The sequence below is a fragment of the Flavobacterium daejeonense DSM 17708 genome (assembly GCF_000425425.1).
In the GTDB taxonomy this organism is placed as follows: Bacteria; Bacteroidota; Bacteroidia; order Flavobacteriales; family Flavobacteriaceae; genus Flavobacterium; species Flavobacterium daejeonense.
Genome location: NZ_KE384374.1, coordinates 143,544 through 163,328 on the forward strand (window position 1 = coordinate 143,544; position 19,785 = coordinate 163,328).

At 34.7% G+C, this 19,785-nt stretch carries 19 protein-coding genes; 15 read left to right on the plus strand and 4 right to left on the minus strand.

What is annotated here, in order from left to right; all coding sequences use genetic code 11:
* The first annotated feature begins 1 nt into the window (after position 1).
* From H599_RS0118365 to H599_RS0118375, 3 genes are all read left to right on the plus strand, one after another.
* Positions 2–433 carry a deoxycytidylate deaminase gene (locus H599_RS0118365; RefSeq protein WP_026715447.1) on the plus strand — a complete coding sequence of 144 codons (432 nt, stop codon included), beginning with the start codon at positions 2–4 and terminating at the stop codon, positions 431–433.
* The gene (locus tag H599_RS0118370; RefSeq protein ID WP_026715448.1) at positions 433–2,007 is read left to right on the plus strand and encodes a S41 family peptidase; all 1,575 of its coding nucleotides are present in this window, start codon (positions 433–435) and stop codon (positions 2,005–2,007) included. The genes H599_RS0118365 and H599_RS0118370 overlap by 1 nt, the downstream gene beginning before the upstream one ends.
* A gap of 162 nt (positions 2,008–2,169) precedes the next feature.
* Positions 2,170–2,478, plus strand: a complete 309-nt coding sequence (locus H599_RS0118375) for a hypothetical protein (RefSeq protein ID WP_026715449.1) — start codon at positions 2,170–2,172, stop codon at positions 2,476–2,478.
* Between the two features lie 89 nt (positions 2,479–2,567).
* Here H599_RS0118375 and H599_RS0118380 read toward each other — a convergent pair whose 3' ends face one another.
* From H599_RS0118380 to H599_RS0118390, 3 genes are all read right to left on the minus strand, one after another.
* Positions 2,568–3,173: an FAD-dependent oxidoreductase gene (locus H599_RS0118380; protein WP_026715450.1), complete on the minus strand. Its 606-nt coding sequence runs from the start codon at positions 3,171–3,173 to the stop codon at positions 2,568–2,570.
* Between the two features lie 3 nt (positions 3,174–3,176).
* A complete protein-coding gene (locus tag H599_RS0118385) occupies positions 3,177–3,380 on the minus strand; it encodes a hypothetical protein (protein WP_026715451.1) in 204 nt (67 codons plus the stop codon).
* A 119-nt stretch (positions 3,381–3,499) separates the two neighbouring features.
* Entirely contained in the window at positions 3,500–4,078 is a 579-nt protein-coding gene (locus tag H599_RS0118390; RefSeq protein WP_026715452.1) for a MarC family protein, read from the minus strand.
* Positions 4,079–4,274: 196 nt separating this feature from the next.
* Between H599_RS0118390 and H599_RS0118395 the strand changes: the two genes are divergently transcribed.
* The 4 genes from H599_RS0118395 to H599_RS0118415 all read left to right on the plus strand — a co-directional run bounded on the left by H599_RS0118395 (position 4,275) and on the right by H599_RS0118415 (position 9,315).
* A complete protein-coding gene (locus H599_RS0118395; protein ID WP_026715453.1) occupies positions 4,275–4,853 on the plus strand; it encodes a DUF3109 family protein in 579 nt (192 codons plus the stop codon).
* Between the two features lie 252 nt (positions 4,854–5,105).
* Positions 5,106–6,095, plus strand: coding sequence for a ribonucleotide-diphosphate reductase subunit beta (locus tag H599_RS0118400; RefSeq protein ID WP_026715454.1), 990 nt, complete (start codon positions 5,106–5,108; stop codon positions 6,093–6,095).
* 149 nt (positions 6,096–6,244) lie between these two features.
* The gene (locus H599_RS0118405; RefSeq protein ID WP_026715455.1) at positions 6,245–8,641 is read left to right on the plus strand and encodes a ribonucleoside-diphosphate reductase subunit alpha; all 2,397 of its coding nucleotides are present in this window, start codon (positions 6,245–6,247) and stop codon (positions 8,639–8,641) included.
* Between the two features lie 176 nt (positions 8,642–8,817).
* Complete coding sequence (locus tag H599_RS0118415; RefSeq protein WP_026715456.1) at positions 8,818–9,315, plus strand: RDD family protein; 498 nt, start codon at positions 8,818–8,820, stop codon at positions 9,313–9,315.
* 17 nt (positions 9,316–9,332) lie between these two features.
* Here the strand turns inward: H599_RS0118415 and H599_RS0118420 are convergent, their stop codons facing one another.
* Positions 9,333–11,081: an ABC transporter ATP-binding protein gene (locus H599_RS0118420; RefSeq protein WP_026715457.1), complete on the minus strand. Its 1,749-nt coding sequence runs from the start codon at positions 11,079–11,081 to the stop codon at positions 9,333–9,335.
* A 102-nt stretch (positions 11,082–11,183) separates the two neighbouring features.
* Between H599_RS0118420 and H599_RS0118425 the strand changes: the two genes are divergently transcribed.
* The 8 genes from H599_RS0118425 to H599_RS0118465 form a co-directional block, all read left to right on the plus strand.
* Positions 11,184–11,492, plus strand: a complete 309-nt coding sequence (locus tag H599_RS0118425) for an ArsR/SmtB family transcription factor (RefSeq protein WP_245600572.1) — start codon at positions 11,184–11,186, stop codon at positions 11,490–11,492.
* 78 nt (positions 11,493–11,570) lie between these two features.
* On the plus strand, positions 11,571–12,320 hold the full coding sequence (locus H599_RS0118430) for an SDR family oxidoreductase (protein WP_026715459.1): 750 nt from the start codon (positions 11,571–11,573) through the stop codon (positions 12,318–12,320).
* A 212-nt stretch (positions 12,321–12,532) separates the two neighbouring features.
* The gene (locus tag H599_RS0118440) at positions 12,533–13,111 is read left to right on the plus strand and encodes a TetR/AcrR family transcriptional regulator (RefSeq protein WP_026715460.1); all 579 of its coding nucleotides are present in this window, start codon (positions 12,533–12,535) and stop codon (positions 13,109–13,111) included.
* Between the two features lie 208 nt (positions 13,112–13,319).
* A complete protein-coding gene (locus H599_RS0118445; RefSeq protein ID WP_245600574.1) occupies positions 13,320–14,462 on the plus strand; it encodes an efflux RND transporter periplasmic adaptor subunit in 1,143 nt (380 codons plus the stop codon).
* 9 nt (positions 14,463–14,471) lie between these two features.
* On the plus strand, positions 14,472–17,636 hold the full coding sequence (locus H599_RS0118450; RefSeq protein WP_026715462.1) for an efflux RND transporter permease subunit: 3,165 nt from the start codon (positions 14,472–14,474) through the stop codon (positions 17,634–17,636).
* 129 nt (positions 17,637–17,765) lie between these two features.
* Entirely contained in the window at positions 17,766–19,181 is a 1,416-nt protein-coding gene (locus H599_RS0118455; RefSeq protein ID WP_026715463.1) for an efflux transporter outer membrane subunit, read from the plus strand.
* A gap of 26 nt (positions 19,182–19,207) precedes the next feature.
* The gene (locus H599_RS0118460) at positions 19,208–19,444 is read left to right on the plus strand and encodes a hypothetical protein (protein ID WP_026715464.1); all 237 of its coding nucleotides are present in this window, start codon (positions 19,208–19,210) and stop codon (positions 19,442–19,444) included.
* Between the two features lie 73 nt (positions 19,445–19,517).
* On the plus strand, positions 19,518–19,785 hold a 268-nt coding region (locus H599_RS0118465), incomplete at its 3' end, for a transposase (protein WP_026715465.1).

Here is a 19,785-nt window from a genome sequence, read left to right on the forward strand (position 1 = left end):
TATGGAAGAAAAAAAATTAAATAAATACGATAAGGCTTATTTGCGCATAGCCAAAGAATGGGGGCAATTATCTTATTGTAAACGTAAGCAGGTTGGAGCCATTATTGTAAAAGACCGAATGATTATTTCGGATGGATATAATGGAACGCCAACCGGATTTGATAATTGTTGCGAAGACGACGAAGGATTGACCCGTTGGGATGTGTTGCATGCCGAAGCTAATGCAATTCTAAAAGTAGCCCGCTCTACACAATCCTGTGAAGGAGCGACTCTGTATATTACGCTTTCTCCTTGTAAAGAATGTAGTAAATTGATTCATCAATCCGGAATAAAAAGAGTGGTCTATCAAAACGGTTATCGCGATGATTCCGGAATTCAGTTTTTGAAAAAGGCAGGAGTGATTATCGAACATATTCCTGATTCAGAGGATTAATGAAAATAAATTACAAATACATTCCCGTTTATGTTAGTATTATCCTTTCTATTGGAATACTAATAGGCGGATTTTTGGATTTCTCGAATCAAAATCAGTTTTCAAATAATAAAGGTTCTAAGGCTAAACTTAATCAATTAATCGATTTTATCAATAATGAATATGTTGATGAATTGAATACCGATTCGATTGTTAATAAAACCGTCGATAATATTCTGGCGCAGCTCGATCCGCATTCTGTTTATATTCCGGCAAGTGAACAGGCAGAAGTTGCCGAGAACATGAAAGGTGATTTTGTGGGTATCGGAGTTCGGTTTTATGTCTATAAAGATACGGTTGCGGTGGTAGAGCCAATGGAAAATGGTCCTTCGGCGAATGCAGGAATTAAATCAGGAGACCGAATTTTATATGCAGACGGCGCAAAGTTATTTGGACGAAAACTGCCTGCAGATTCATTGTTTGCTAAATTTAAAGGAGAAGAAGGTTCTCGGGTGGTGCTTACTGTTTACAGGAAATCAGAAAAAAAGAAAATAAATTTTACAATCAGGAGAGGAGTTATTCCGTTAAAAAGCGTCGATATTGGGTTGATGCTGAATCCTGCTACGGCATATATTAAAATCAATCGATTTTCCGAAACTACGTATAAAGAGTTTAAAACCAATTTGACCCGATTGAAAAAATTGGGCGCGAAATCCCTGATTATCGATTTGCGCGATAATGGTGGCGGTTATATGGAAGAAGCTATTGCGATTGCCGATGAGTTGTTGTCGAATAAAAAGCTGATTGTTTTTACTAAGAATAAAAGAGGGAAAATCGATAAAACCTATGCCACCGAAAAAGGCGATTTTGAAACAGGGAAAATAACCGTTTTAATTAATGAAAATACGGCTTCGGCCAGTGAAATTTTGGCGGGAGCTATCCAGGATAATGATCGGGGAACTATTGTTGGCCGACGTTCTTTTGGGAAAGGTTTAGTGCAGCGCGAAATGGATTTTGAGGACGGATCGGCGGTGCGATTGACCGTAGCCCGTTATTATACGCCTACAGGAAGATCGATTCAAAAGCCTTATGTTAAAGGTGCGGAACAGTATTTTAAAGAATCGGAGTTGCGTTTTAAAAACGGAGAGCTGTATGAGAAAGATAGTATTAAAGTGGATGACAGTTTGAAATTTAAAACACCAAAAGGCAGGGTTGTGTATGGCGGTGGCGGAATTGTTCCGGATATTTTTGTGCCGCTCGAATTTGAAAATGCCGATGAAGCTACCGTTTTTTTAATGGAATCCGGAATTTTGGGGAATTTTGTTTTTGAACAATTGGATAAGAAAGGAGCTGCTTTTAAAGGACTTTCTTTTGAACAATTTTTGAGGAAAATGAATGCCACAGATGAATATTTTGATGTTTTTAATGGGTTTCTCTCAAAACATGTGTCCGGAATTCAGTTGGAGAAAAGTAAGGCAGTTGTAAAACGCTATTTAAATGCAGAATTTGCAAGGCAATTGTATGGCGAAAAAGCCTATTATGACATTGTGTTAAAAGAAGATGTGATGATCAAAAAGGTTTTAAATAAAAAATAACCCGGTAGCTATCGGGACGAGAACCGTTTTTAATGAAATTTTTCTTGTTCTCGATACGATTTTCTTCCCGAGGCTTCGGGAGAAAATCACTCGAACTGACGAAAAATTATCATTAAAAACTAATTTCACCCAACGGGTTAAAAAAATAATAAATTTATAATTATGAAAAAGATTGCGATTGGTTTTCTAACGGGTTTGATGGCTGTTTTTCTTTCTTGTGCTGCTGTGAAAGATAAAAATACAGTTTCAGGAAAAGTGGAATCTGTTAAGAATGATAAAGATGGTTTTACGGCAAAAGTGAAGACGGCTAAAAACGAAATTTATTGGGCTACAATCAGCATTGTGAATGTTGGCGGACCTCAAAATTATAAATCATTGAAAGAAGGCGAAGAGGTAACCTTAAAAGGAGAAATCTGGAAAATGGGTTCAGAGAAACATATTAAAGTAACAGAGATAGTTTCGGTAAAGTAAAAAATAAACATAAATTTTTAAAACCATTATAGGATTAAGTTTATTAAGCTTCAAAGTTAAATTTCCTTAATCCCTTAATGGTTTAATTTTTATCGAATACTGTCGTGAGAGTGAGTTTGTACGCCGTTATTCCATAAAGTAAGAATATCAGTGGCAACGGCAGCACCACTTCCGGCGGCAATGGCTAGTTGACTTCTCCATCCGGCTAAAGTTCCGATTACATAAATGCCTTCGGTAACCAGATGATCAGTGTTTTTTAATTGGATGCGTTCTTTTTCAGGCAACGCTTTTTGATGTGGGATAACATATTGCATCAGTCCTTCAATGGCAAATGTATTTGCTGAACCAATACCGATTACAATAGCTTTTGTTTTGTAGCTGTTTTTATTGGTAATAACATTAAAATTTGGTGCTTTACCTTCTATACGCACTACCTTTTCGTTGTGAATTTGTATAATGTGCGGGTAACTTTGGTTTAAATGCTCGATACTTTCGTTAAGTATTTCTGAACCCAGTTTGCCAGCGGGAATCCCGTAAGCATTATTAAACAGCGCATCCTGAAGTGAGGAGGATTTTTGATGTGAAAAAATACCGATTTTTTTATCAGACATGAATTTTTTGTCTTTGGCAGAGCCAAGTACTAAAGCACACGATACCCCTGAAACGCCACCACCTATAATTAATACGTCAAACATAAATTATAGTTTGTCGTTCATTTTGTCTTCAATTCTTTTCGACATTCTAAAAATGATTAGAATCAGGATGGCGCAACAAGAAGCGGCAATTCCAATAAAAGCTACTGCGTTATCTCCTCCGAATAGATTGCTGAAATCTAATTGAGTAATGTTGAAGATGACAAGTGCTGCGGCCAGAAACACTAAGATGTTAGTAAAAATTTTCATGATATTTATTTTGACATGTAATTAAAAAAATCTGTTTAAGAAAGAAAGAAATTCTTTACTCTGGATTCCAGATTGTTTTTACAGGCTAAATTATTGGGGTAAAATTATAAAAAAAACGTTTAGATGAACAGTCCTTTAACATTAGAAGCAAATAATTTAACAGCTATAGCCAGAAGTACTACTCCAAATGCTTTTCTGACTACTCCAAGTCCGTTTTTTCCTAACATCTTTTCAATTTTGGAAGAAGATTTTAATACAATATAAACTAAAATAATGTTGAGAATGATGGCTATTACTATATTTATTGTATGGTATTGCGAGCGTAAAGAAAGTAAAGTGGTCATGGTTCCGGCTCCGGCTATCAACGGAAAAGCAAGTGGAACGATGGATGCTGAGTTGGCTTCTTCGTCTCGGTAAATGCGGATGCCAAGTATCATTTCTAAAGCAATAAAAAAGAGCACAAAAGATCCTGCTACTGCAAATGAGTGTACGTCAATGCCTATTATACTTAGAAAATCTTCACCTATAAAAAGGAAAACCAGCATTATGATTCCTGCTACTAATGCAGCTTTTTCAGAATCAATATGTCCGTGTTTTTTTCTAAGATCTACAATGATTGGAATGGAACCTACAATATCGATTACGGCGAAAAGAACCATTCCTACGGTGATAATTTCTTTTAGGTTTATTAAAAGCATATTTTTTGTTGTTTTTGAAAATTAATTTGGCAGGTATTGTTAATTGATTTAAATATAACTAAATGCAAAATTAAATTAATCTTTTATGACGTATTTTTTTAGCGGAGCAAATATTGTTCTAACGGTTGAATTATCCTTCTTTTGTTAGAGAGAGATTGATTACCTTTGTAGTCTGTAATGAAAGTGTTTAAAAGTTATGTTTCAATTAGGAAAAACAATAGTTTCTGAGGATATTTTAGAAAAGGAATTTGTGTGTAATTTGTCAGCTTGTCACGGGGCTTGCTGTATTGATGGAGATGCCGGAGCACCATTGAATGAAGAAGAGATTAAGATTTTGGAAGAAATTTATCCTAAAGTAAAACCTTTTTTGCGAAAAGAAGGGATTGCGGCTATCGAAGCACAGGGAACCTGGGTGAAAGGTACTGATGGAGATTTAGAAACTACTTTAATCGACAATAAGGATTGTGCTTATGTGATTTTTGATGGTAAAACGGCGCTTTGCGGTATTGAGCAAGCTTACAATCAAGGGGTTATTGATTGGAAAAAACCGGTTTCCTGTCATTTGTATCCAATAAGAGTAAAAGATTTTACCGAATTTGCGGCTGTGAATTATGATAAATGGGATATTTGTGATGATGCCTGTACTTTGGGGAAAGAATTAGAAGTTCCGGTGTATAAATTTGTCAAAGAAGCTTTGGTTAGAAGGTTTGGTGAAGACTGGTATTCGGAGCTCGAAGAAGTCGCTCGCGAGTGGAAAAAAGTGAAGTCAAAATAAACTATTTTTTTCTTGTTTGCTATTTTTTAAATCCTATATTTTATGGCGGTTTATAACGTTTTCGGGTTTTTAAATGATTGATTTTTAAAGGGTTGTTTTTTTTAACCAATTTGAATGTCTTTTCTGTCTTTGTTAAAAACTAGCTCTTATTGTGGATAAGTTTGGCTTTTAATTGCCGCAATATTTCACAATCTTTGTAATGCTTCAAAAAGCAAAAAACTATCCTTAAATCTCATTAAAAATAAAATAACAATGTCGAAAATTGAACCAATTTTACAAGAGAATAAAAATCGTTTCGTAATTTTTCCAATTAAACACCATGATATCTGGGAATGGTATAAAAAAATGGAGGCAAGTTTTTGGACTGCAGAAGAGATTGATTTGTCTCAGGACTTACACGATTGGAACAATAAGTTAAATTCAGATGAGAAATATTTTATCAAACATATTTTAGCATTTTTTGCTGCTTCGGACGGAATTGTAAACGAAAACTTAGCGGAAAACTTTGTGAACGAAGTGCAATATCCGGAAGCAAAATTCTTCTATGGGTTTCAAATTATGATGGAAAACATTCATAGTGAGACTTATTCGCTTTTGATTGATACGTATGTAAAAGACGAAAAAGAAAAAGACGAATTGTTCAATGCATTAGAAGTTTTTCCTGCGATCAGAAAAAAAGCCGATTGGGCTTTAAAATGGATTGAATCCGATTCTTTTGCGGAAAGATTGATTGCATTTGCTGCTGTGGAAGGGATTTTCTTCTCTGGTGCTTTCTGTTCTATTTACTGGTTGAAAAAACGTGGTTTGATGCCGGGATTAACGTTTTCTAACGAATTAATTTCCCGTGACGAAGGAGTTCACTGTGATTTTGCGGTGCATTTACACAACCATCATTTAGTGAATAAAGTTCCTAAAGAAAGAATCAAAGAAATTATCGTAAACGCTTTAGATATCGAAAGAGAATTTATCACAGAGTCGCTTCCGGTGAGTTTGATTGGTATGAACGCTGGTTTGATGACGCAATATTTAGAGTTTGTTACCGACAGATTATTGGTAGAATTAGGTTGTGAAAGAGTTTACAATACTGCCAATCCTTTCGATTTTATGGATATGATTTCGCTTCAGGGGAAAACTAATTTCTTTGAGAAAAAAGTATCTGAATATCAAAAAGCAGGAGTTTTAAATAGTGGAAAAGCTAATGATTCTGATGGTCAGGAAATTTCTTTCGACGCTGATTTCTAAAAAAAATAAATAATTCGTTCCGGTAATTTCTGCCGGAATGAATTTAAAAATACCTAAAGTGCTTACTTTAGTGCCTAAAGTGCAAAATAAAGATTACAAATAACCTGAAACGGAGAAGGGATTTTCTGTTTTACTAAAACCCAAAACTTATGTACGTAGTAAAAAGAGACGGCCACAAAGAGCCAGTAATGTTCGACAAAATCACAGAAAGAATTAAAAAACTTTGCTATGGTTTAAATGATTTAGTGGATGCCGTAAAAGTGGCAATGAGAGTAATCGAAGGATTATATGATGGGGTTTCTACGTCAGAGTTAGATAATTTGGCAGCTGAGACTGCGGCTTCGATGACCATTGCGCATCCGGATTATGCTTTGTTAGCGGCCAGAATTGCTATTTCAAACTTACATTCGAATACTAAAAAGTCATTTTCAGAGACAATGACTGAAATGTATCATTATGTAAATCCAAGAAATGGACAAAAAGCACCTTTGATTTCTGATGAGGTTTTCAAGGTAATTCAGGAAAATTCAGAGTTTTTAGATTCTCATATTATTTATAACAGAGATTTTAATTACGATTATTTTGGTTTCAAAACATTAGAGCGTTCTTATTTGTTAAAAATAAACGGTAAAATTGTTGAAAGACCACAACATATGTTAATGCGTGTTTCTGTTGGGATTCACTTAGACGATTTGCAGGCAGTTTTAGAAACTTACGACTTGATGTCTAAAAAGTTCTTTACACATGCAACTCCAACTTTATTCAACGCAGGGACACCAAAACCACAAATGTCTTCTTGTTTCCTTTTGGCAATGCAGGATGACAGTATTGATGGTATTTACGATACTTTAAAACAAACAGCCAAAATTTCGCAATCAGCGGGAGGAATTGGTCTTTCTATTCATAATGTTCGTGCAACCGGTTCTTATATCCGTGGAACAAACGGAACTTCAAACGGAATTGTGCCAATGTTGAGAGTATTTAATGATACTGCTCGTTATGTAGATCAGGGTGGTGGAAAACGTAAAGGTAGTTTCGCAATTTATATCGAAACCTGGCATGCGGATATTTTCGAATTTTTAGATTTGAAAAAGAATACCGGAAAAGAAGAAATGCGTGCGAGAGATTTATTCTTTGCCATGTGGACTTCGGATTTATTTATGAAACGTGTTCAGGAAGATGGAGCATGGACTTTGATGTGTCCTAACGAATGTCCTGGATTGTATGACGTTTACGGAGAAGAATTTGAAGCCTTATATACTAGTTACGAAAACCAAGGAAAGGGTAGAAAAACCATCAGAGCGCGTGAGTTATGGGAGAAAATTTTGGAATCTCAAATCGAGACCGGAACGCCATACATGTTGTATAAAGATTCTGTTAATCGTAAATCAAATCAAAAGAATTTAGGAGTAATTCGTTCTTCTAACTTGTGTACCGAAATTATGGAGTACACTTCTAAAGATGAAATTGCGGTTTGTAACCTGGCTTCACTTTCATTACCAATGTTTGTTGAAAATGGAGCATTCAATCACGAAGCTTTATATAACGTTACCAAGCGTGTTACTCGAAACTTAAATAAAGTAATTGACAGAAACTATTATCCGGTTCCGGAAGCTGAAAATTCTAACTTGCGTCACCGTCCGGTAGGTTTAGGAGTTCAGGGATTAGCTGATACTTTCATCATGTTGCGTATGCCGTTTACAAGCGATGCGGCTAAGAAATTAAATCAGGAAATTTTTGAAACTTTATACTTCGCAGCTGTTACTGCTTCTATGGAAATGGCAAAAGAAGAAGGGCCATATTCTACTTATGAAGGTTCTCCAATTTCACAAGGAGAATTCCAACATAATTTATGGGGATTAAAAGACGAAGAATTGTCAGGTCGTTGGGATTGGGCTTCGTTAAGAAAAGAAGTGATGGAACACGGTGTGCGTAACTCTTTATTAGTAGCGCCAATGCCTACTGCTTCTACTTCTCAAATTTTAGGAAACAACGAAGCATTCGAACCTTATACTTCAAATATATATACCCGTCGTGTATTATCAGGAGAGTTTATCGTGGTAAACAAACATTTATTACATGATTTGGTAGAACGCGGCTTGTGGACTGAAAGTTTGAAACAGGAAATCATGCGTCATAATGGCTCTGTCCAAAATATTCCTGAAATCCCACAGGATTTGAAAGAATTGTACAAAACGGTTTGGGAAATGTCGATGAAAGACATTATCGATATGTCCCGTCAAAGAGGGTATTTTATTGACCAGTCACAATCATTGAACTTGTTTATGCAGGATGCTAATTATGCTAAATTAACTTCGATGCATTTCTATGCTTGGCAATCCGGATTGAAAACAGGTATGTATTATTTAAGAACGAAATCGGCTGTAGATGCGATTAAGTTTACTTTGAATAATGATAAAAAAGAAGAACCGACTACTGCTAATGAAGAAGTAAAAACGGATTCTATTGATATCAACGAATACAAAGCCATGATTCTAAAAGCACAGGCAGGTGGTCCTGAGGATTGTGAAATGTGTGGATCTTAATAAGATTTAATTATTAATTCAAAATAGTTTAAAACAGCCATCATTACGGTGGCTGTTTTTTTGTTGAATATCAAATATTTAAATTCGGTTTGATTCTTTTTTTGAGTATAATTCATTAAATTTGAGTAGGTTAATATTGTTGAAAGATTCTTTTTGTAACGCTAAAACTTATAGTCATGAAAAGTGGAGAATTTACAATAACAGAAGAATTATACGCAAGCCAGTTTCAGCGTTTTCTTAATCTTTGTATTGATTTGATGTTTATTTACATCATTGTTTTGAGTTTGGGAACTACGATTATTTTGGTGGCTTTGTCGGCTAATAATTTCGAATTATCGAATTGGGTAGAAAACCTCTCCATGTTTGAAATTGGGTTTTATGCCGTTGTTGTGGCTTTTTTGTATTATTATTTTACAGAAGTTTATTTTTCCCGTACCATTGCTAAATTAATCACACATACCATTGTGGTGAATGCTGACGGTACTAAACCTTCTAAAAAAGCTTTTTTTATTCGTAGTTGTTGCCGTTTTATTCCGATTGATGCTTTTAGCTTTTTGAAAGAATTTCCAAGAGGCTGGCATGATACTTTTTCGCAAACTTATGTGGTGAAAAAACGAAAACTGAATAAAATGCGTAAACATTTTAATGCATTGACTAATGTAGTCGAGGCTTAATCTGAGCTTAATCTGAATTATTTTCTTTCTCCAATTTGCTGTCTCCACATGGCGTAATACAGTCCTTTTTCGTTTAATAAATCGTCGTGTTTTCCTTGTTCGATAATTTGTCCCTGTTCTAAAACAAAGATTTTATCGGCGTGCATAATTGTCGATAAACGGTGCGCAATTAAAACCGTAATTTGGTCTTTTTTGGATGAAATACTTCGAATGGTTTTGGTGATTTCTTCTTCGGTAATGGAATCCAAAGCTGAAGTTGCTTCGTCAAAAAGTAATAAATGCGGATTTCTTAATAGCGCTCTCGCTATGGATAAACGCTGTTTTTCACCTCCCGAAACTTTGATTCCTCCTTCGCCAATGGTGGTATAAATTCCGTTTTCGGCTCGTTTTAATAAATTTTGACAGGCCGATTTTTGTAAAACATCATTGATTTCTTCATCGGTTGCATTAGGTTTTACAAAAAGTAAATTGTCTTTTATAGTTCCTGAAAATAATTGAGCGTCCTGAGTTACAAAGCCCAATTGTTGTCTCAATTCAGTAATGTCAATTTCTTTAGAATTTTTTTCATTATAAAAAATAGCACCTTCTGCGGGAGTGTATAAACCTACCAACATTTTAACCAAAGTGGTTTTTCCGCTTCCGGAAGGACCTACAAAAGCAATGGTTTCGCCTATTTCAGCTTCAAAAGAAATATCTTTTACCGCATAACCTTTGGCGGTTTTGTGTTTGAAACTTACATTTTGAAAACTTAAATGATTGATGTCGCCAATTGTTTTTGGTTTTTTTGGTGTTTTCTCGATTTTAGCATTCATCAAATCGGCAAAATTATCCATCGATGCTTTGGTTTCATTAAAAGTTGCAATTACATTTCCTAATTCCTGCAAAGGGTTGAACAAGAAAAAAGAAAAGAACATCAGCGTAATCAAATCGCCGGGTTTGATTATGTCTTTAAAAATAAATAGATACAAGGCAAAAACCAGACAGGTTCGCATAAAATGAACAGTTGTACCTTGGATAAAACTTAATGAACGAATAAAACGCACTTTTTTAAGTTCAAGTCCCAAAATTTTAATCGTAGTTGCATTCAATCGGTTAATTTCCTGATCAGTTAAACCAAGGCTTTTAACCAATTCGATATTGCGTAAGGATTCGGTTGTGGTACCTGCTAAAGCGGTTGTTTCACCTAAAATTTCTCTGGAAACTTTTTTAATTTTTTTGCCTAAAAACGAACTTACAAACGCAATTACCGGAACAGTTATCAGGAAAATTGGTCCTAAAAGCCAATGGATGCTCACCGCGTAAACAATTACAAAGACAATCCCGACTATTGATTGAAAAATCAGGGAAATAGAGAGCGTGATGAATTTTTCGCAATCAATTTTTACTTTTTGTAGTTTGCCCAAAGTTTCTCCGCTGCGTTGGTCTTCAAAATCCTGAAACGGTAATTGTAAAGCTTTTTGAATGCCGTCGGTGTACATTTGAGCACCAGTTCTTTGGATGATGATATTGGTAAAATAATCCTGAAAATTTTTAGCAATTCGGGAAACCATTGCTGCTCCAAGCGATAATGCCAGCCAGCCCAAAACGGTCTTGATAAAATTATTTTGGTTGTGATTGAAATTAGCAACACCAACACCACATTCGTTAAGCAATTTACCGATAATGATTGAATCAAATAATGAAAAACACTGGTTAATTGCAGCTAAAAATAAGGCAATGTATAAAAGTGTTTTGTGAGTTTTTATGTAAGAATATAATAGCTGCATAAGCTTTCTTTTTTAAGGAGATTTTGGATATAAAATTAAGGGAGATTAATTTATGGTACTGCAAATTTAAAATATTGTATCGAAATATTTCGATATGTTAAAATGTTTTTTTACATTTGCAGCATGATTACCGAGTTGAATAGTAAACAAGTAGAAAAAATCTCTAAGGCATTAGGAGATCCTTATCGATTGCAAATTATGGATATGATTAGTAAACGTAAAGATTTTATGCAATGTTGTGAAGTTTCAGAATGTTTTAATTTGGCTCAATCCACGATGTCTCATCATTTGAAACAATTAGTTGAAGCTGAATTATTGGTAGCTGAAAAAGAAGGACGTAATTTGAAATTTACCATCAATAGAGAAATTTGTGAGGCATATAGCCGTTATATTGCCCGTTTAGGCTTTTAGCCTTTTTTTTAATTAAAAACATCGAAATATTTAGATATTTAAATACTTAAAATAATTAAATTATAAAATTGAAAAACAATGAAAAAATTACAAAATAAAGTTACAGTAGTAACAGGAGGAAACAGTGGAATTGGTTTAGCAACAGCTAAATTATTTGCAGAAGAGGGAGCAAAAGTGGCAATCACTGGAAGAAACAAAACTACAATTGATGAAGCCGTTTTTGAAATCGGAAATGCTTCTATTGGATTTGTAAGTGATGTTTCGGATATCAATAATATTGACAGAACTTACAAGACAGTGAATGATACGTTCGGAAAAATTGATGTTTTAGTTGTAAATGCCGGAGTTTTTATTGCCGCTCCATTGACAGAATACACAGAAGAGATGTTTGACCAAACCAGTGATATTAATTTCAAGGGAGTTTTCTTCAGTATTCAAAAAGCTTTGCCTTACTTAAATGACGGAAGTTCAGTTATTATTACGGCTTCTACAGTTGCGCATAAAGGTTTTGCCACTACAGCAGCTTATTCCGCATCAAAAGCTGCGGTTCGTTCTTTAGCCAGAACCTTATCAGCAGAATTGTTAGACAGAAACATCCGTGTTAATGTACTTTCTCCCGGGCCGATTGATACACCAATTTTCTCAAGAAGCGGAGCTTCTGAAGAAGAAGCTAATGGAACTAAAAATCATCTCGCTTCCGGAATTCCAGCCAAGCGTTTAGGTTCTTCGGAAGAAATGGCTGCAGGATTTTTGTATCTAGCGTCTGATGATTCTAAATTTATGATAGGAGGAGAATTGTTATTAGACGGAGGAGCTGCTACGCTTTAAAATGTTTTATCCAAATCAAAGATGTTTTACTGAATATTTTCCTTTATTATATATACCTGTTTTTTAGTTTTTAAGATGGATTACATCCGGAATGAATTTTAGTAAAGAAGAATTTTTTCTGGATGTAGTTTTTTTATTTTTTGCAAAATTTTTTCTTTTTGGAATAAGCGTTTCAAAAATAGTTGTATATTTGCAGACGTAAATTAAATCTAATGGCACGCTGTGTAGAATTTAACGAAGTTGAGAAAATTGAAAAAGCAATGAATGTCTTTTGGGAAAAAGGATATAATGCTACTTCAATTCAGGACTTAGTGGATGCTATGCAAATCAACAGAAGTAGTTTATACAATACCATTGGCGATAAGCACCAGTTGTTCATGAAATGCATTGGCAATTATTTCGATAATGCCATGATGGAAGTTAAGGAAAAAGTTTCAAAATATTCTTCTGCTAAAGAAGCTTTGATAAATTTGATTACCGATAAAGCTGACTGGATTGTATCCTGTGATAAGGGTTGTTTAGGTATGAAAACCATTTTTGAGATAGCTCCTGATGATTGTCAAGTGAGAAAGCAAATGAGCAAAAACAATGAAGTGTATATTGATTTTTTAAAGTCAATAGTACAAAAAGCAATGGATGCCGGGGAAATGGATGCTTCTGAAAGTGCTGAAATTATGGCTGAATATATTGTTAATTCTTTTACTGGCTGGAAGCAAGCATATATTCTTCATCAAAATCCAATCAAAATAAAAAAAATGTCAGAAGTTCTGATAAAAAATATATTTAAATAATCCTTTTTTTAACGTTGTTTCTGGAACGTTTATTTCAGAAATTTAAGTGCAATAAGAATGAATTTTTTAAATTACAGCTTTGATTCTGAAACGTTTATTTCAGAATTAATATTTCTTTTCAAATACTAATTAAACTAAATGCAGCATGAATTCTGAAATGATTATTCCAAAAACAATCACAAAAATCAAATTAAATCAAATCTCTTTTATGAAAAAAGTTACTTTTCTATTCGTAATCGCAATATTTTTTATCAGTTGTGCAGATAAAAATGCTGCCCCACCGACACCACCCGCACCACAATTCCCCGTTTTAAGTATTATTAAAGAAAGTGTAACTACTGAAACCGAATATCCTGCTTCTATTCAAGGGGCTGTAGATGTTGAGATTCGTCCTCAGGTAAGCGGAAATCTGGAACGTGTTTTAGTAGACGAAGGTGCTTATGTGACTAAAGGTCAGACTTTGTTTAAAATAAACGAGCGTCCTTTTCGTGAGCAGTTAAACAATGCTTTGGCAAATTTACATGCTGCAGAAGCAGCTTCAATCAATGCTCAGTTGGAAGTTGATAAACTAAAACCATTGGTACAGAACAAAGTAGTTTCTGATTATCAGTTAAAGACGGCTAAAGCTTCTCAAAAAATTGCTGCTGCAAATATTGAACAGGCAAAGGCAATGGTAGAATCGGCCAGAATTAATTTAGGATATACTACTGTAAAAGCTCCGGTTAGTGGTTACATAGGTAGATTACCAAAAAAGCAAGGAAGTTTAGTTTCAGCCACTGATATTGAACCTTTAACAACACTTTCAGATGTACACGAAGTTTTTGTTTATTTTTCATTAAGCGAAACTGATTTTATCAAATTCAAATCTCAATATGCCGGAAATACAATTGGAGACAAAATTAAGAATCTGCCTCCTGTTACTTTGATTCTAGCGGATAATAATCCTTTTAGCAAATCAGGAAAAATAGATATGGTGGACGGTCAGTTTGATAAAACAACGGGAGCCATTACTTTGAGAGCGACTTTTCCAAATGCAAATGGAACACTTCGTTCCGGAAATACAGGAAAAATTCGTTTAGGAATCAATCATAATAATGTAATACTCGTTCCTCAATCTGCTACGATTGAAATGCAGGATAAAGTATTTGTTTTCACAGTAAATAAAGAAAATAAAGTAAGCAAAATGCCTTTAACCATTGTTGGTAAAAGTGACACTAACTATCTTATTAGTGATGGTATTAAATATGGTGATCAAATTGTTTTAAGCGGAATAGACAAACTTCAGGAAGGACAAGTAATTCAACCTCAAAAAGCAACTAAAGAAGTAGCTCAAATCATTAATAAAAAATAATTTTTACAAATGTTCAAAATATTTATACAAAGACCTGTACTGGCAACTGTTATCTCCGTTTTATTGGTGATTTTGGGTGTGCTTGGACTTACAAAATTGCCTTTACAACAGTTTCCTGATATTGCACCTCCCTCGGTTTTAGTAACGGCAGTGTATCCGGGAGCAAATGCCGAAACAGTTTTACGTTCCGTAGCACCATCACTCGAAGAATCTATAAATGGAGTGGAAAACATGACTTACATGAGTTCTACTGCGAGTAATGATGGAACTCTGGCAATTACGGTTTTCTTTAAATTAGGTACTGATGCTGATCAGGCTGCCGTAAATGTTCAAAATAGAGTAGCGCAAGCAACCAGTCAATTACCTGCCGAAGTAGTGCAACAAGGTGTTATCACCGCCAAACAACAAAATAGTTTTATCATGGCCATTGGTATGTATACCGATGATGAATCCAAATACGATCAGACTTTTGTTGCCAATTATGCTCAGATTAATATTATTCCGGAAATTAAGCGTATTCCTGGAGTTGGTTCTGCTACTATTTTTGGAGGTGTAAAAGATTATTCGATGCGTGTTTGGCTGAATCCGACACAAATGGCAACTCATAATGTAACGCCAAATGAAGTGATGGCTGCTATCCAGGATAAAAGCTTGGAAGCCGCTCCGGGTAAATTTGGAGAACGGAGCAAAGAAGTTTTCGAATATGTAATTAAATACAAAGGAAAACTTACTAAACCGGAAGACTATCAAAATATTGCCATCCGTTCTAATGAAGACGGATCAATACTTCGTTTAAAAGATGTTGCCAGAGTAGAACTTGGAGCTTATTCTTATAATAGTATAACACGTTTGAATGGTAAAAAAGGAATCGTAATTGGTGTAATTCAATTAGCGGGTTCTAATTCCAATGATATTCAGGTGGCTATTAATAAATTGATGGATAAAGCCTCTAAAGACTTTCCTAAAGGCATCAAAAAGAATATTTTTTATAGTACGAAAGTTTCACTGGATCAATCGATTGATCAGGTAAAACACACCTTAATAGAAGCTTTTATTTTGGTATTTATCGTAGTATTTATCTTCTTACAGGATTTTAGATCTACTTTAATTCCGGCCATAGCTGTTCCGGTAGCCATATTAGGGACCTTCTTTTTCATGCAATTATTCGGATTCTCGATTAATTTATTAACCTTATTCGCTTTAATCCTGGCTATTGGTATTGTGGTCGATGATGCCATTGTGGTGGTTGAAGCGGTACATGCCAAAATGGAACACAAACATTTGTCTCCTAAAATAGCGACACACGAGGCGATGCATGAAATTACAGGTGCTATTATTTCGATCACGTTAGTAATGGCTGCGGTGTTTCTGCCAGTTGGTTTTATGGAAGGTTCTACCGGAGTTTTTTACCGTCAGTTTGCATTCACGATGGCTATTGCTATTGTAATTTCGGCAGTTAATGCATTGACTTTAAGTCCTGCCTTGGCCGCTTTATTCTTAAAAGATAATCATACAGTACAAGGTGATGATGTTCCATATCAGAAAAAAGGATTTAAAGAGAAATTTTTTAATGCTTTCAACAGCAGTTTTAATTCGTTAACCAATCGTTATGTGGGCGGTTTAAAATTCCTTATTCGTAGAAAATGGCTGAGTTTAGGTGGTTTAGCATTAATTACTATTATCACAATTATAATGGTTAAAACTACACCTTCAGGATTTATTCCAACCGAAGATCAGGGTTTTATTGCTATTTCGGTAAACACACCATCGGGAACCTCATTAGATCAAACTCAAAAAGTAATGACACAGGCAGAAGAAATATTAAGTAGTCTGGATGCTTCAAGAGATGTTACCTCGGTTTCTGGTTTCAATTTATTGACGAATTCTACAAGCCCTTCCTCTGCAGTTGTTTTTGTTTTATTGAAACCAAATGAAGAACGTGGTGAAGTGAAAAACATTGACGAAATCATGAATCAGGTTCGTGGTAAATTAGCTTCAATTTCAGGGGGTAGTTTCTTTGTGTTTAGTTTTCCAACTGTTCCAGGGTTTAGTAATGTGGAAGCTCTTGACTTAGTGTTACAAGATAAAACAGGGGGTAAATTAGATAAGTTTAGCGGAATCTCTCAAAATTTCATTGGAGAATTGATGAAACGTCCTGAAGTTGCAGTTGCCTTTACCTCTTTCAAAGCCGATTATCCACAATTACAATTGGATATTAATGATGAAAAAGCGGATCAATTGGGAGTGAAAGTAAAAGACATTTTGCAAACCATGCAGGCTTATTTTGGTAGTGCTCAGGCATCTGATTTTAACCGTTTTGGTAAATATTACCGAGTGGTGGTTCAAGCTGATATTGATGACAGAGCTGATCCTTCCTCTATAGATCGTGTTTTTGTGAAAAATAATCGTGGCGAAATGGTTCCTATCAATACTTTGGTTAAACTAAGTAGAATTTATGGTTCTGAAACTGCTTCGAGATACAATTTGTTTAACTCAATTTCGATAAATGCAATTCCGGCTCCGGGATTTAGTTCCGGTGACGCGATTAAAGCCATCGAAGAAGTAGCAGCACAACAATTGCCAGCGGGTTATGCATATGAATTTTCAGGACAAACCCGGGAAGAGATTTCATCCGGAGGACAGTCGGCAACGATTTTCTTATTGTGTCTGATATTCATTTACTTTTTACTTGCTGCACAATATGAAAGTTACATTCTGCCATTAGCAGTTATATTTTCTATTCCGGCCGGAATATTTGGGGTATTTGCAGCTATTGGTTTAATAGGTATTGAAAACAATATTTACGTACAGGTAGCATTGGTAATGCTTATTGGACTGCTTGCTAAAAATGCGATTCTGATTGTAGAATTTGCAGTTCAAAAACGAAAATCCGGTCAGGCATTAGTAAAAGCATCCATGGATGCAGCCAAACTACGTTTGCGACCAATTATAATGACTTCTTTAGCCTTTGTTGCCGGACTAGTTCCGATGATGAGTGCCACAGGACCATCGGCTCAGGGGAATCATTCCATTAGTATTGGCGCAGCAGGAGGAATGGTGTCAGGGGTAATTCTGGGCTTATTAATTATCCCGGTTTTATTCATCGTATTTCAATATTTACAAGAAAGAATTACTGGAAAGCCAATAGCAGTAATTCATAACGAACAAAAATAAGTAATGGAAAATTTTATAACGACGGTGCTACTTGTAATTATTTTTGGTGTAGCCTGTTTATCGTACAAGACTGCTAAATATTTGGAAAGCACAAAAGATAATTGTACAGAAAATTAATGACAATTTAAGATGAAAAAATATATAACTAAAATTGCGATGGTCGCTATTTTGACAATCACAATACTATCCTGCAAGGTTTCGAAGGATATTGAAGTTCCAAAGGAGGTACTTCCTGAAAATTTCAGGAATCAAGAAGGAAATGATACTCTAAATACAGCAGCTGTCAATTGGAAATCCTTTTTTGAAGAACCTGATTTGGTTAAGCTTATAGATGTTGCTGTAGCAAAAAATAATGATTTGCAAATTGCCGAAAAAAATATTGCTATTGCCAATTTGAAATTTAAGCAATCCAGATTGGGTAATTTTCCGCAATTGAACGCTTATTCGAAAGTAGTCACTAACCGCCTTTCTGACAATAGTTTAAATGGTATTAGTACTGGACAATTTTTAGGTCAAAAACATTTGGAAGATTATGCTGTTGGTCTTGATTTGTCTTGGGAAGCGGATATTTGGGGAAAAATCAAAAATCAAAAGAAAAATGCCTTAGCTGAATTCATGCAAACTGCCGAAGCTAAAAAAGCTTTACAAACAACTATCGTTGCTACGGTTTCTAAAGGTTTTTATGATTTATTAATGCTTGATGCACAACTTGAAATTGCTAAAAAGACTTTGGTTTTAAACGACAGTACATTGTTTATTGTTAGTCTGCAATTTGAATCAGGTCAGTTAAGTTCTTTGGCAAAAGATCAAACTGAAGCTCAAAGATTAGTTGCGGCTCAGCTGATTCCAAAATTAGAGCAAAACATAGAGATTCAGGAAAATGCATTAAGTGTCCTGTCCGGAAGTTTTCCTGATAAAAAAGAAAGAGAAAGTCAGTTGAACAAAATCCTTGTCAAAGAAAATCTTTCGGCGGGAATTCCTTCGCAATTGTTAGAAAAAAGACCGGATGTAAAAAGTGCGGAGCTCGGAGTTACAATGGCTAATGCAAAGGTGGGAATTACAAAAGCCAGTTTGTATCCTGCGTTAAACATTACGGCAGTAACTGGTGTTAATTCATTTGAATTAGATAAATGGTTCAACATTCCGGCATCCTTATTTGGAACAGTGACAGGAGGGATAACAGCTCCGATTTTTAACAGCAAAAAATTAAGAACGCAATATGAAGTGGCTAAAGTACAAAGAGAACAGGCTATATTACAGTTTAAGCAAACTGTTTTAGTGGCTGTTCAGGAAGTATCAGATGCGCTGGCAAAAATTAAGAAACAGGAAGAGCAATATGATATTGCAAAAGAACGAGTAGCCAAACTTCAAAAAACCATCGGAAATGCTGATATGCTTTTTAAGAGCGGAATGGCTACTTATCTTGAAGTTATTGTGGCTCAGGGAAATCTTTTGTCAGCCGAACTTGAATTAGCAACCATTAAAAAGGACCGATTGGTGTCTAATGTTGAATTGTATCGTGCTCTTGGCGGAGGTTGGGAATAATTAAGATGATTTAATACTTAAAAAAAATGAATTCAAAAATTAAGAATTATTTATTTAATACAGATTTGAACTCTATCTATCAAAAGTTTTGGGTTACTCATGATTTGTTAAATTTAAGTCCCAATGCCATTTTGAATTTTAAAACAGAAGAAAAAAACAGTCTTATTTCTATTGAAAATGCTGATTTATCTTTTTCGGAAATTCAATTAATTTTTATTGAACATCAGATTAAATACAATTCAATGTCTGCGGAATTATTGTAAAAAAGAAAAACCCTGATAAAAATTAATTTATGAACATGCCCCAAAAAGTTAGACACTATTTGGGGCATTTTTTATGAGAGAAAAAAGAAAATTTTCATCAGAATTCAAACTTGAACAAGTTTTAAAGCACACTAATGATCATCGTTCTTATGGTGCTATTTCGAAAGAAGTTGGTATAGATCATTCGCTTCTTAGAAGATGGGTTGGATTATACAAATCCAAAGGAATTTTAGGTTTAAAAATCAATAAGACTAAAACAGTTTTTAGTTTAGATTTTAAACTAAAAGTTGTTAAATATCTCATATCAAATAATTTATCTCTTTTAGATGCCAGTATAAAAT

Excerpts from the sequence above, each read along its gene's own strand:
- H599_RS0118450 (WP_026715462.1), top strand. The coding sequence starts at position 14,472 with ATGTTCAAAATATTTATACAAAGACCTGTACTGGCAACTGTTATCTCC.
- H599_RS0118390 (WP_026715452.1), bottom strand. The coding sequence starts at position 4,078 with ATGCTTTTAATAAACCTAAAAGAAATTATCACCGTAGGAATGGTTCTT.
- H599_RS0118400 (WP_026715454.1), top strand. The coding sequence starts at position 5,106 with ATGTCGAAAATTGAACCAATTTTACAAGAGAATAAAAATCGTTTCGTA.
- H599_RS0118395 (WP_026715453.1), top strand. The coding sequence starts at position 4,275 with ATGTTTCAATTAGGAAAAACAATAGTTTCTGAGGATATTTTAGAAAAG.
- H599_RS0118440 (WP_026715460.1), top strand. The coding sequence starts at position 12,533 with ATGGCACGCTGTGTAGAATTTAACGAAGTTGAGAAAATTGAAAAAGCA.
- H599_RS0118455 (WP_026715463.1), top strand. The coding sequence starts at position 17,766 with ATGAAAAAATATATAACTAAAATTGCGATGGTCGCTATTTTGACAATC.
- H599_RS0118365 (WP_026715447.1), top strand. The coding sequence starts at position 2 with ATGGAAGAAAAAAAATTAAATAAATACGATAAGGCTTATTTGCGCATA.
- H599_RS0118420 (WP_026715457.1), bottom strand. The coding sequence starts at position 11,081 with ATGCAGCTATTATATTCTTACATAAAAACTCACAAAACACTTTTATAC.
- H599_RS0118445 (WP_245600574.1), top strand. The coding sequence starts at position 13,320 with ATGAAAAAAGTTACTTTTCTATTCGTAATCGCAATATTTTTTATCAGT.
- H599_RS0118405 (WP_026715455.1), top strand. The coding sequence starts at position 6,245 with ATGTACGTAGTAAAAAGAGACGGCCACAAAGAGCCAGTAATGTTCGAC.
- H599_RS0118370 (WP_026715448.1), top strand. The coding sequence starts at position 433 with ATGAAAATAAATTACAAATACATTCCCGTTTATGTTAGTATTATCCTT.
- H599_RS0118460 (WP_026715464.1), top strand. The coding sequence starts at position 19,208 with ATGAATTCAAAAATTAAGAATTATTTATTTAATACAGATTTGAACTCT.
- H599_RS0118375 (WP_026715449.1), top strand. The coding sequence starts at position 2,170 with ATGAAAAAGATTGCGATTGGTTTTCTAACGGGTTTGATGGCTGTTTTT.
- H599_RS0118425 (WP_245600572.1), top strand. The coding sequence starts at position 11,184 with ATGTTTTTTTACATTTGCAGCATGATTACCGAGTTGAATAGTAAACAA.
- H599_RS0118385 (WP_026715451.1), bottom strand. The coding sequence starts at position 3,380 with ATGAAAATTTTTACTAACATCTTAGTGTTTCTGGCCGCAGCACTTGTC.
- H599_RS0118380 (WP_026715450.1), bottom strand. The coding sequence starts at position 3,173 with ATGTTTGACGTATTAATTATAGGTGGTGGCGTTTCAGGGGTATCGTGT.
- H599_RS0118415 (WP_026715456.1), top strand. The coding sequence starts at position 8,818 with ATGAAAAGTGGAGAATTTACAATAACAGAAGAATTATACGCAAGCCAG.
- H599_RS0118430 (WP_026715459.1), top strand. The coding sequence starts at position 11,571 with ATGAAAAAATTACAAAATAAAGTTACAGTAGTAACAGGAGGAAACAGT.